This window comes from Nesterenkonia sp. K-15-9-6 (genome assembly GCF_052656005.1).
The window spans coordinates 32339-43689 of the sequence record NZ_JBQYEY010000029.1; the positions used below are offsets into that span (position 1 = coordinate 32339).

Here is an 11351-nt window from a genome sequence, read left to right on the forward strand (position 1 = left end):
CACGGTGGTCTTCCGCGCAGGTCGATGCGCGGCACCCCATCCGGACATGTCCTGATCTCCTCAGGCCTCTCCGCAATGATTCAGGCGATCCGTCGCCTGGAAGTGCAGTCGACGACTGAGTCCGCCGTCACCGGCAGAGTACCAAACAGCGGGGCCGCCGGAGAGACGCCGCGTTCACGCGTCCGTGACGCGGTAGCGGAGCAGGACGCCCCCGGTGTCCACCACGCGCGATTCGAGGAGCCGGAGCGGACGCGCAGCGACGCGCTCCTTGAGCAACGGCGTGCCGGAGCCGAGGATCACCGGCGCGATGCCGATGAGCAGCTCATCGACGAGACTGGCGTCGAGCAGCGAGTCCACCAGCTTCGCACTGCCGAAGACGTAGATGGGCTGCTCGGCACCCTGTTTCCGGCGAGCCAGTTCAGCGACAGGATCGGCGGTGACCTCTGTGTTGTTCCACTCAGCATCGGTGACCGTCCGTGACGCCACGAGCTTGGGGATACTGTTCATGTACCGTGCGATCTCGGGCTCGCTGGTGTCGTTCGGCCAGTGGGCGACCATTCCCTCATACGTGGTGCGCCCGAAGACGATGAGCCCAGCCTCCTCGCCGAACTGGAGGCTGAGGTCGCGCAGGTCCTCTCCCCAGATATGTTCGTGGAGACGGAGGTCCCACGGCTCGTCCCCTTCGAAGAAACCGTCGAGCGACATGATGTTCCACGCGATGAGCTTTCCCACGACGGCCTTCCTGACGGCGAGATCGAGCAGAGCCCACACAGTAGCCCGCGGGGCCACCCCGCACAATGGCTGCTCGACCTGACGGCATGGAAGCCTCACTACAAGGTCAGCGGGGCCGCAGGCCCGCCAGAACCATGGCCAGCACACCATCGGCGAAGTCGTCATCCAGCGGGCCGGTTCGCAGCAGCCAGCGGTGGAAGACCGAGCCGAAGAGGAGCTCCGCCGCCAGCTGCGGATTCACGGACTCACCGGCCTGACCAGCCTGCACCCCTGCCGTGATGCGCGCAGCGGTGGCGTCGAGCTGAGGACGGAGCAGACGCTGCACCAATTCGTCAGCGACGACGAGGTCCGTCTGAATCTCTGCGGTGATCGCGCGCTGGAGGCGGTCAGTGGCGGGCTCGGTCAGCGCGGCGACGGTCCCCCGCAGCACGGTCCGGAGATCCGATTCAAGGTCACCGGTGTCTGGTAACGCCACGGATCCACCGTCCTGCGAGTTGGCCTCCAGAATCGCATCAAAGACGACGGCGGCCTTCGACCTCCACCAGCGGTAGATCGTCTGCTTGCCGACGCCGGCGGCCGAGGCGATGCCTTCGATGCTCAGCCCGGCGTAGCCGACGTCGCTGATCAGCTCGCGCGTCGCAGAGAGGATCGCTCGCCGGGCTCGATCACTGCGTCGGGACGCGTCGGGTTCCCGTGCTCCCGACGTGGAGGTCTCCGGCGTAGGCGTCATACCGGCAGAGTACCTCAGCACGAGACGAGACGCATCGTCTTGACAGGCTGAAGCATCGCTCATGATACTGGCGAGACGAACCGTTTCGTTGAAGGGAACGTGCCATGCCTGAGACCCCAGCTCGCGTCCGCACGTGGCTCATCACCGGCGCCGGGCGCGGGCTGGGTCGCGCCTTCGCGCAGGCCGCCCTAGCACAGGGAGATCGCGTCATCGGAACAGTTCGCCGCTCCGGAGCGATGTCGCAGCTGCTCGATGCCCATCCGAACTCAGCCCGGGAGGTCCTGCTCGACGTCCGTGACAGCGAGGCCGTCACCGCCGTCGTCGATGACGCCGCCCAGGAGTTCGGCGGTCTCGACGTCGTCGTGAACAACGCCGGCGCCGGCTTCGTCGGCGCGATCGAGGAGGTCGAGGAGCAGCAGGCCCGCGACCTCGTGGACCTGAACCTGTTCGGCGCCATGTGGGTCTCGCGCGCCGCGATCCCACATCTGCGGGCCGGCGGAGGTGGCGACATCGTGCAGATCTCCACGGTGGGCGCCGTCGGAGCCATGCCGACGTTCGGGGTGTACAACGCCAGCAAATGGGCCCTCGAAGGGTTCAGCGAGGCGCTGTCCGCCGAGGTCGCGCAGTTCGGGGTCCGGGTGACGATCGCCCAGTTGGGCGGCTTCGCGACCGATTGGGCCGGGACGAGCATGACGTTCGCCGAACCGAAGCCCGAGTACGACGCGCTGCGCACCGACCTCTTCGGCACCCCCGTTGTCCCGTGGCCCGCCCTGATGCCGACACGCAGCCGACGGACGCCGATCCTCGCCTCGCCGCCGACGCCCTGATCGCGCACCTAGGCGACCCCGACCGCCCCCTGCGGGTCCTGATCGGCGACGACGCCCCACAGCAGGCCACCCTGGCCTACGCCGCCCGCCGTGATTCCTACGGGACACGCCGACGACTCGACTGGCCGGAGGACTCGGCCTGACGAGCGCCCCTGCCCCGGCCTGCCGCTAGCATAAGCGCATGGAGAGTCGATGACAGGCTGGACCTTCGACGCAGAACTCATCGAATGGCGCGGACCTGCGCCGTTCGTGTTCGCGCCCATGCCGGAAGAGGTCTCCGCCCAGCTGAAGGAGGCCGCCCGGGGTCTCATGTACTGGGGGCAGGTGCCGGTGAGCGCCACCATCGGCGCCACCGACTTCGACACGGCCGTCTGGCCGAAGGACGGCCGATTCCTGGTGCCGGTGAAGGTGGCGGTGCAGCGGGCCGAGCGGATTGACGTCGGTGACCACGTCACGGTCACGGTGGAGGTGCGGGATCAGCGACCGTGACGGTCCGGGTTCTCCCAGGGCCAGGCGACGACCAGCCAGTCCGCCACCGCCTGGGCGAGCGGCTCGTCCAGCTCGGCGTGGTCCTGCCGCACCCAGGACTGCACCTCCACGTCATGCTCCGGGGAAGCGGAGGGGTATAGGTACACGCAGCCGATGACGTCGTCGTCGGGATCGAGCACCGTGAAGGTGAAACCTCGACGCGCGACGAAGTCTGCTGCGTGCCGGGTGAGGTCTGCGAGGTTCTCCTCCGGGCCCATGCCCTGCTCCGGCGGCCAGGAGCCGTCCGGATACCCCGGAGTGGCCCTGATGTGCGCGATGCTCGATGTCCACGCCCGGAGGTCGGCCTCATTGTGCTGCGGACCGAGCGGCTCGAGCCGGAACTGCCGGGTGAGCAGAGAGGTCGGCGGGGCGAAGTCTGCGGGGACGAACTCGTGAGGCGCCATGAGGAGAGCCTACGCGCCCCTTCGGGCGCAGAGCTGCCGCAGCCCGCTCACGCCGTGAGCCTCACGGCCACCGGTTCCACCGTGCGAGGCCAGACGCTGAAGAACCCCAGCAGCCAGGTGCCCGCATCGTCGAAGATCTCCTGCAGATCAGTGGCCCAGGCGGCAACGACGGCGTCGGACAGGCGATGACGGAAGGACGCCGCCACCAACGCAGACTCCAGCTGCAGGGAGGCCAGGGCCTCCAACATCTCTCGACGCTCGGACGGCCCGACGTGCCAGTCGATCTCGCTGATCAGCACTGGGGCAGGGTAGGCGACGCCGCGGGCATCGCAGGGCAGCAGAAGCAACGTGCTCTGTGCACGGTCCTTCTCACTGATCAGCAGATCCACCACGTCGGCGGCCAGCTGCTGCGAAGTCAGGGGCATGTCGGTCCAGTTCTCCGGGAGGTCTTCGAAGCTCATGCCTCGATCCTCCGTCGGGCGCCGCACCGGCCACCACCCCCTCCGGGCATCTGTGGAAAACGCCGGAGCTTCGCTCTCGACGGGGATCACCCGGAACCCGCGCCGCGATCCGTCACCTTGTACGGATGGCCCTGCTGGTCATAGGTGATCCACTCCCCCACAGGCTCGCCGGCATCGACGTCGCCTGAACGCTTTGGGGTCCCATCCCTCCGATACCACTCCCAGTATCCGACCGGCATCCCGTCCTCGACCTCGCCCTTCGACCAGCGCGTCCTGCCTTCAGCGTGATACGCGATCTCGAAACCGTCGACGATCTCAGACTTCTTGGGTCCGACCATGAGCAGACCTTCAGTTCTCCGACTCCCTCTCCTTGAAACAGCAGCCGCGGCCCGCAGCGGCCCTGCCGCCAGAAGACCTTGCCTCCGGAAGACCTTGTAGCCTGAAGAGACGCTCCCGAGCCACCCACGACAGGGCCCCACGATGGCTAAGAGACTCACGCTCGATCTGCATGACATCTACAACAAGAGCCGCGACATCGACCGCGCACTGGCCGAGATCATCGACGAGGCGGAACGCACCAAGGCCAAGACCGTGGAGATCATCCCCGGCAAGGGCAGCGGGCAGCTGAAGAAGCGGGTGCTGCGCTACCTGGACCGCAAGGACGTCAAAGCCAGGTACCACCGGGTGGATAAGGACAGCAAGAACTTCGGGCGACTGTTCGTCCACTTCAAGCACTGAGATCCCGGTCCACACGACGTCGGCCCAGTCCGACGCTGTCGACCCGCGCATACGTCCAGGACATAGACTCTGCCCATGGTGGACACCCCAACTCTTGCCCGCACCTATCTCCACCGGCTTGAGGCCCGCGACTGGGACACGTGGTCCGAGATGCTGCACGCCGACGTCGTCTACACGACTCCTCAGAGCCGCGAGCGCTGGCACGGAAGGCACGCCTTCCTGAGCTTCAACCGTTCCTACCCTGGCGAGTGGCACCTTCGGGAGAAGTGGATCCTCGGTGATGCCGGGCGCGCCGTCATCTGGTTCACGTGGACGGTGGGCGACGAGCAAGGTGACGCGCAGGCGTTTCTGACTTTCGATGAGGCGGGCGTGATCACCGAGGTAACCGAATTCTGGCCCGAGCCCTATGAGGCTCCCGAACGGCCGGCCCCCGCAACCGTGCGGTACTGAAACAACCGACCCGGTGACCGGCGGGCTGACCAGGCGTACCATCATGTCTATGGAACGCGTCTTCGACTCCATCCGCCGCCTCGGCTTCCGACGGGGCCCAGACCGTCTGTTCGCCGGCATCGGTGGTGCCATCGCCGAGAAGCTGGCCGTCAACGTCTGGCTGGTCCGGGCCCTGCTCCTCGTCTCATTCCTGCTTCCCGTCCTGGGCGTCGGAGCCTATGTGGTCGTCTGGATCCTGACGCCTTGGCAGGATGGGCGCATTCCGCTGGAGCGCGCGTTGCCGCGCCCCTGACGCTTCGCCGACCGTCAGTCCAGCACGGCCGCGACGGCTTCGATCTCCACCAGCTGGTCGTCGTAGCCGAGGACGGTGACCCCCATCAGCGTGCTCGGGACGTCATGGTCGCCGAACGCATCGCGCACGACCTCCCAAGCCTCCACGAGGTCGGCCTGAGATGAGGAGGCCACCAACACGCGCGTGCTGATGACGTCGTCGATCGTGGACCCTGCGGCGGCCAACGCCTTCTTCATCGTCGCCACACAGGCCGCGGCCTGGCCGGCGTAGTCCCCGACGGCGACCGTCGCGCCGTCGGCATCGAGTGGACAGGAGCCGGCGAGGAAGATCAGTCTGGCTTCGGCCGGCGCGGTGGCCGCATAGGCGTACTCGGCGACGTCGGAGAGCTTCTCGGAACGGATCAGAGTCACGGCGCTGGGCATGGGCCCAGCATGCCACACCGGGCGGCGTGGAGTGAGGTCTCAGCGGGGCTGCTTGCGAAGCGCTAGACGGGCACCTCAATCGCACATGCGGCGGCGCAAGTGCGCGGCGGTATGGGTGTAGCTGCCCGTGATCATCTCCTCTGGGGTACCTTCGAAGACGATGCGGCCGCCGTCGTGGCCGGCTTCGGGGCCGACGTCGATGACCCAGTCGGCGGCGGCGATGATGTCGAGATTGTGCTCGATGACCACGAGCGTCGAACCCGCTTCGATGAGCCTGTCGAGCAGCCCGAGAAGTCGGGAGATGTCAGCGATGTGCAGTCCGGTGGTCGGCTCATCGAGGACGATCGTGCGGCCCGGGGTGCCGAGCTCGGAGGCGAGCTTGAGTCGCTGGCGTTCGCCGCCGGAGAGGCTGGTGAGGGTCTGCCCGAGGGTGAGGTAGCTGAGGCCGACATCGTGGAGCCTGGACAGGATCCGCAAGATCGCAGGTTGGGTGAAGTACTCGAGGGCGCCGGCGACGCTCATCTCAAACACATCGGCGATGCTCCGTCCTGAGACACGATGGCCCTGCGCCTCGGGGGTGAACCGGCGTCCGTCGCAGACCTCACATCGTGTGATGACCCCATCCATGAAGGCGAGATCCGTGTAGATGACGCCGTTGCCTTCACACGCCGGACACCCTCCGGTGGAGTTGGGGGTGAACAGCCCGGCTGGTGCCCCAGTGGACTTGGCGAACACGTCACGGATCAGATTGAGCAGGCCTGTGAAGGTGGCGGGGGTGGAACGGCGCGACCCCCTGATGGGCCGCTGGTCGATGACGATCGCATCGGGCTCGACGCTGGGCAGATTGCCGAGAATGAGACTGGACTTGCCCGATCCGGCGACCCCGGTCACGGCAGTCATCACGCCGCGTGGGACGTGGGTGGTGACGTGTTGGAGGTTGTGGGTGGTGGCCTCCTCGATGCTGATCCAACCGACAGACTCACGCCGAGCCCGAACCGGTCGTCGGTGTTCGCGCAGACCGCGTCCGGTCGGCGTCTCGGCCTGGGCAAGACCGTCGTAGTCACCTTGGTACGTGATTCGGCCACCGTCCGCTCCTGCACCGGGACCGAGGTCGATGATGTGGTCGGCGATGGCCATGATGTCAGGGTCATGCTCGACGACGAGCACCGTGTTCCCGCGATCCCGCAGCGCGACGAGCATGTCTCCGAGGGCAGTCACGTCACGGGGGTGCAGGCCGACGGTGGGTTCGTCGAACACGTAGAGCATGTCGGCCAGAGCACTGCCGAGGTGACGGACCATCTTGATCCGCTGGGCCTCCCCTCCGGAAAGAGTGGAGGCGGCGCGGTCGAGACTGAGGTAGCCGAGACCGAGGGTCATCATCCGCTCCAGATGGACGCGCAGGATCTCCACGAGCGGCAGGACGGCGGTGTCACCGATCTGGGCGACACGCTGGGCGAGGTCGCTGATCTGCATGGCATTGAGATCTGCGATGGAAGCTCCGTTGATCAGGCTAGCTCGGGCAGGCCCTGCGAGTCGGGACCCACGGCATTCCGGGCAGGGTCCGCGGGAGACGATCCGCTCGAACGCTTCCCGCTGCCTGCCCTTGAAGGAGTCCGGCTCTCGCTGCAGATAGATCCGGTTGAATCGGGTGATGAGGCCTTCGTAGGCGGTGCCGACAGCGTCCATCCCGGCCGGCGGCGCGTGCTCCCCTGCCGGGGCGTGGAGCAGCAGCGCGCGCTGGTCAGGGGTGTAGTCTCGGATCTTCACGTCCGGATCGAAGAATCCGGATTTGGCATAGGCCTTCCACAGCCAGGTCCCGGGGTTGAACTTGGGGAAGGTGATCGCGCCCTCGTTCAGGGAGCGGTCGTCATCGACGAGTTCGGATTCGATCACCGCGGCCGCCACGCCGAGGCCCTGACAGGCCGGGCACATGCCAGCGGGATCGTTGAAGCTGTAGGCGTTGGAGTACCCGGCGGCCGGTTCGCCGATGCGGGAGAACAGCAGACGGAGACGTGCGCCGATGTCGCTGATGGTCCCGACCGTGGAGCGGGGTCCGCCCGTGAGCCGCTGCTGATCGACCACGATGACCGCCGAGAGGTTCTCGAGCACGTCGACATCCGGGTGGGCGTAGCTGGGAAGCCTCCCCTGGGCGAAGGCTGAGAAGGTCTCGTTGAGCTGACGTGCCGATTCGGCGGCGATCGTGTCGAACACCAGGGAGGACTTGCCTGACCCGGAGACCCCGGTGACGACGACCAACTGATGCTTGGGGACGTCGATGTCGATGTCTTGGAGCGAGTTCTGCCGGGCACCGCGGACGCGGATCACGTCGCGGGTCGTCGTCATGCTGGCTGGCTCCGGCCGCATCCGATCGAGTGGTCTCATCTCACTGTCCATGCCATTCCTCTCCATGAAATCTACAGAGTAGTATACGCTGTATATGAGAAGGAGGACGGAGATGCCCCAACGCACTCGTGTGGACGAGGTCACGCTGATCGGACTGCTCTGGCGCGAATCAGCGGCCAGCTCACGCCGCGGTATCAGCACCCGCGGCATCACGACACTGGGAGTCGATCTGGCTGACAGAGAAGGTCTGGACGCTGTGACGATCCGGCGGCTGGCCGCGGAAGCCGGTGTCACCGCCATGGCGCTGTATCCCCACATCGGCGGCCGCGCCGAACTCATCGAACTCATGCTCGATCACGTCGCCGGTGCCACGTACGAGACCGCCGCAGCCCCGGACGGCGAGGACTGGCGGGAGCGCCTCACCGTGATCGCCGACGCCAACTGGGCGAGCTGTCACGCCCATCCCTGGATCACCGATCTTGCCACCGGACGTCCTGTGCCCGGCCCCGGAGCGTCGGCGAAGTTTGAGACGGAGCTGCGGGCCCTCGACGGAATCGGACTCACCGACATCGAGATGGAGCAGACTCTGACCGCCCTGCTCTCGCTGGTGAAGGGAACCGCACGCGCCAGCCTCGCCGCGCAGGCCTCCAGAGAACAGGGCGAAGATCGCGACGTCGACTGGTGGTCAACCATCGGCCCCGCCCTGACCGCGGCGATCGGCAACAAGGCGCAGTTCCCCGTCGCCACGCGAGTCTCGCGCGCCCTCGGGGACCTGACCGGCAAAGCCAACGACCCCGAAGGCGCCTATCGGCGAGGCCTCAGCCTGCTGCTCGACGGCATCGCACAACAGCTTGACGACCGGTGAGCCCGATCAACCGGGCGACTGACGGAGGAACCCCCGACGGCGGGGCTGGCAGGACGACGCCGGACCAGCCCCTCCTTGTCCGCATCATTGAACATCCCGTTCTTCGCGAAGATGGCGAGCATCGGAACCTGCAGAGACGTCCGCTCCTCCCAGCGTGGCTCGTGAACAGCCCCGATTGTGCGCTGCACGACTTCAGCGTCCAAGCGCGGGCGCAGACCATCCGACGGCACCTCGAACTCTGGGGTCCACGCTTCCACCTCATTCGATAGGCTGCTGCAGGTCGACGACCCACTTCGTGCCCTCCGGGTCCAACGGAGTCTCGCGATATACCTCGCGGCAGACTCCCGTCGGCGTCAGACCACGCGCGTCCACTTCGACGACGAGCGCCTGCCATGCTGCCTGGATCCCCTCGATGCCGTCTGCTTCGAACGTCGTGGTCAATGCCCGTGGCACCGAACCCAATGTCACGACGTCCAGCCCAGTTGGCGGGGCGGCATCGCCGATCTGCTCACCAGCGGCGGCGAGCACTCCCGCATCTGTGACCGTGTAATGGGCAATGCCTGGCCCCGTTCGCGTCAGGCCCGCCTCGTCGATCCCCTGATTGACGCGCCCGAACATGGGCCCGATCTGAGGCTCGATCTCCTCCATGGACGACACAGTCGCAGAGAGCTGGACGAGTCGGACTGCCGGGAGGCTCTTCTCGGTGAAGTTGCTCGTGGACATGGTGGTTCCCTTCTCCATCGATCGGAGCCTCGCTCGGACCCGCTGCAGCCGCAGCTGATCTGCATCGATCTGCGCCATGAGCGCGGCCTCGCGCTCGTGGAGCATCTCGATCAGCCGGGCGTCGCTGAGCCCTTCGAGGAGCACCTCACTCACCTCGTCGAGGGTGAACCCGAGCTCCTTCGTCGCCACGAGCTGATTGGCTTGATCCAGCTGGGCCACCTCGTAGTAGCGATACCCGGTGAACTCGTCAGTACGCGTCGGCGTCAGCAGCCCAGCTGGTCGTAGTGCCTCAGCATGCGCACCGAGACACCGGCCAACCTCGCGAAATCTCCGATTCTCAACATGACCACTTCACCTCACAGGCTCACACAGTGTCAGAGTCAAGCCTGCGGTGTCACCATGTCCGAAGGGTTTCCGCGGGGGATCCGGCTGCTGCTCCCGATCTTCCGTCGAGTGTGCCCTTCGCTAGGGCCGGATCAGGTCGCCCCCGCCAGTCGACGGGCTGAGCGCGGCCCTGGAATACCGTGGAGAACGTAGAGCTGGCCACCGTGGGATGAGTGCACTGGCACAACACGGAACGTCCTCACGGCTATCTCTCAGATCTGCCGCCGGTGGAGTTCGAGGACCTGTTCTATGCTGAGCTAACCAGCGTCACCGACCTTCTGGAATCCGCCAATCCCAATGGCCGGAGCCTCCATCAAACCCAGGGCGCTTCAGAACAAGAAGACCTGGTGGTCGGTCGAGAGCAGGGCAAGCATCGTCTACAAGGGGACCACCTAGCGGGCGGTCGTGACCAGCCCGCTCAAGGAACTGAGGTGCAAGCCGTGATCTTCACACGCCTCTTCCGCAAACGCACATCGCAGACGGAAACCTCGACTGAGATGGTCCATGTGGTCTACAAGAAGCACCGGAGAACTCTCGATGAGGCCGTCATCCTAGCGACGGCCGACGAAGAGATCGCCAGGGCCCTGTCCAGAGGCTACGAGCGAGACTCTGAGTATGTCCTGGAATGGGAGAGCCTCCCTGTTCCCGACGCCTCACCACAGGAGCTCGCCGACGGGGTCACCATCCACGTGCTGAGCAACGGCGGCCCCTCAGACACTGAAGCTGAAGACATGTCAGCCATCGGGCTGATGGCCTTCCTCTCCCGAGAACGCGCAGAACAGGCCCTGGAGGACGCCAAGGGCGACGCGTCGCTGGTCGACCCTCGACTGAGGACTCTGGTCCTAGGACGCGAGTTTCCACACGGTGTCTGAGGAGCATTCGTGGCCGTCGATGAACCAACTCAAGATCACCGGAGACCAGTGCACCCGAGGCATGAGAGACCGCAGCGGCGAACCACTCCGACGGCTCACACGTAGAAGCGGACCAGCACCGCATTCAACCACGTCGGGCGATCCTACACACGGCACTGCTCAGCGGCGCGCCAGCGCCTCCCCCACCTGCGCCGCGAGCCCACCGCTCAGCCTCAGGCCCTCAACCCTGGCCAGCATCTCAAGACAGCCTACTGGTTGTGTTTTACGATCAGTCACCGATACCCTCAGACTGATCGTAAAGTGCGATCAGTCAGGAGAGCGCCATGACCACGCCAGCAGCGAAGGCCATCCTCGTACCCGGAGCCTGGATGGGACGTTGGATCTGGCAGCAGTCCGCCGAGCGGCTGCGAAACCGGGGCATCGACGCGGAAGCGATCACGCTCAAGGGGCTCGCATCCGGTCAATCCGATGCAGATATCGCAGAAGTACGCCTCGACGACCATAGTAGTGCCCCATAGAGTGGTGTAACCCTCCCGAGGCCGTGACCATCTTCGTCTTGAACGTGGACGCGGCCATCGGG

The 11351-nt window shown here is 66.0% G+C and carries 17 protein-coding genes; 8 read left to right on the forward strand and 9 right to left on the reverse strand.

Features of this window, described 5'->3' with window-relative positions; translation table 11 throughout:
* Positions 1-174 precede the first annotated feature (174 nt).
* Both SD455_RS14470 and SD455_RS14475 read right to left on the reverse strand, forming a co-directional pair.
* Positions 175-732 carry a dihydrofolate reductase family protein gene (locus SD455_RS14470; RefSeq protein ID WP_445508528.1) on the reverse strand — a complete coding sequence of 186 codons (558 nt, stop codon included), beginning with the start codon at positions 730-732 and terminating at the stop codon, positions 175-177.
* 106 nt (positions 733-838) lie between these two features.
* Entirely contained in the window at positions 839-1462 is a 624-nt protein-coding gene (locus SD455_RS14475) for a TetR/AcrR family transcriptional regulator (protein ID WP_445508529.1), read from the reverse strand.
* Between the two features lie 104 nt (positions 1463-1566).
* On the opposite strand from SD455_RS14475, the gene SD455_RS14480 reads away from it, so the two are divergent.
* Positions 1567-2289, forward strand: coding sequence for an SDR family NAD(P)-dependent oxidoreductase (locus SD455_RS14480; RefSeq protein WP_445508530.1), 723 nt, complete (start codon positions 1567-1569; stop codon positions 2287-2289).
* Between the two features lie 192 nt (positions 2290-2481).
* Positions 2482-2778: a DUF1905 domain-containing protein gene (locus SD455_RS14485; RefSeq protein ID WP_445508531.1), complete on the forward strand. Its 297-nt coding sequence runs from the start codon at positions 2482-2484 to the stop codon at positions 2776-2778.
* Here the strand turns inward: SD455_RS14485 and SD455_RS14490 are convergent.
* The 3 genes from SD455_RS14490 to SD455_RS14500 form a co-directional block, all read right to left on the reverse strand.
* Entirely contained in the window at positions 2766-3221 is a 456-nt protein-coding gene (locus SD455_RS14490; protein WP_445508532.1) for a GNAT family N-acetyltransferase, read from the reverse strand. The genes SD455_RS14485 and SD455_RS14490 overlap by 13 nt on opposite strands.
* 47 nt (positions 3222-3268) lie before the next feature.
* Complete coding sequence (locus SD455_RS14495; protein WP_445508533.1) at positions 3269-3682, reverse strand: hypothetical protein; 414 nt, start codon at positions 3680-3682, stop codon at positions 3269-3271.
* Positions 3683-3768: 86 nt separating this feature from the next.
* Positions 3769-4020, reverse strand: coding sequence for a hypothetical protein (locus tag SD455_RS14500; RefSeq protein ID WP_445508534.1), 252 nt, complete (start codon positions 4018-4020; stop codon positions 3769-3771).
* Between the two features lie 142 nt (positions 4021-4162).
* On the opposite strand from SD455_RS14500, the gene SD455_RS14505 reads away from it, so the two are divergent.
* The 3 genes from SD455_RS14505 (at position 4163) to SD455_RS14515 (ending at position 5162) form a co-directional block, all read left to right on the forward strand.
* A complete protein-coding gene (locus SD455_RS14505) occupies positions 4163-4420 on the forward strand; it encodes a Smr/MutS family protein (protein ID WP_445508535.1) in 258 nt (85 codons plus the stop codon).
* A gap of 75 nt (positions 4421-4495) precedes the next feature.
* Positions 4496-4870, forward strand: a complete 375-nt coding sequence (locus SD455_RS14510; RefSeq protein WP_445508536.1) for a nuclear transport factor 2 family protein — start codon at positions 4496-4498, stop codon at positions 4868-4870.
* A gap of 49 nt (positions 4871-4919) precedes the next feature.
* Positions 4920-5162 carry a PspC domain-containing protein gene (locus tag SD455_RS14515; RefSeq protein WP_445508537.1) on the forward strand — a complete coding sequence of 81 codons (243 nt, stop codon included), beginning with the start codon at positions 4920-4922 and terminating at the stop codon, positions 5160-5162.
* 14 nt (positions 5163-5176) lie between these two features.
* Here the strand turns inward: SD455_RS14515 and SD455_RS14520 are convergent, their stop codons facing one another.
* Positions 5177-5584: a RidA family protein gene (locus SD455_RS14520; RefSeq protein WP_445508538.1), complete on the reverse strand. Its 408-nt coding sequence runs from the start codon at positions 5582-5584 to the stop codon at positions 5177-5179.
* Between the two features lie 75 nt (positions 5585-5659).
* On the reverse strand, positions 5660-7927 hold the full coding sequence (locus SD455_RS14525; protein ID WP_445508539.1) for an ATP-binding cassette domain-containing protein: 2268 nt from the start codon (positions 7925-7927) through the stop codon (positions 5660-5662).
* Between the two features lie 130 nt (positions 7928-8057).
* Between SD455_RS14525 and SD455_RS14530 the strand changes: the two genes are divergently transcribed.
* Positions 8058-8792: a TetR/AcrR family transcriptional regulator C-terminal domain-containing protein gene (locus tag SD455_RS14530; protein ID WP_445508540.1), complete on the forward strand. Its 735-nt coding sequence runs from the start codon at positions 8058-8060 to the stop codon at positions 8790-8792.
* Positions 8793-9050: 258 nt separating this feature from the next.
* On the opposite strand, the gene SD455_RS14535 is transcribed toward SD455_RS14530, so the two are convergent.
* Positions 9051-9704, reverse strand: coding sequence for a hypothetical protein (locus SD455_RS14535; RefSeq protein ID WP_445508541.1), 654 nt, complete (start codon positions 9702-9704; stop codon positions 9051-9053).
* Positions 9705-9778: 74 nt separating this feature from the next.
* Positions 9779-9859 (reverse strand): MerR family DNA-binding transcriptional regulator, encoded by an 81-nt coding sequence (locus SD455_RS14540; RefSeq protein WP_445508546.1) that lies wholly within the window; start codon positions 9857-9859, stop codon positions 9779-9781.
* A 213-nt stretch (positions 9860-10072) separates the two neighbouring features.
* On the opposite strand from SD455_RS14540, the gene SD455_RS14545 reads away from it, so the two are divergent.
* The gene (locus SD455_RS14545) at positions 10073-10771 is read left to right on the forward strand and encodes a hypothetical protein (protein ID WP_445508542.1); all 699 of its coding nucleotides are present in this window, start codon (positions 10073-10075) and stop codon (positions 10769-10771) included.
* A 323-nt stretch (positions 10772-11094) separates the two neighbouring features.
* On the forward strand, positions 11095-11289 hold the full coding sequence (locus SD455_RS14550; RefSeq protein WP_445508543.1) for a hypothetical protein: 195 nt from the start codon (positions 11095-11097) through the stop codon (positions 11287-11289).
* Positions 11290-11351: the final 62 nt, after the last annotated feature.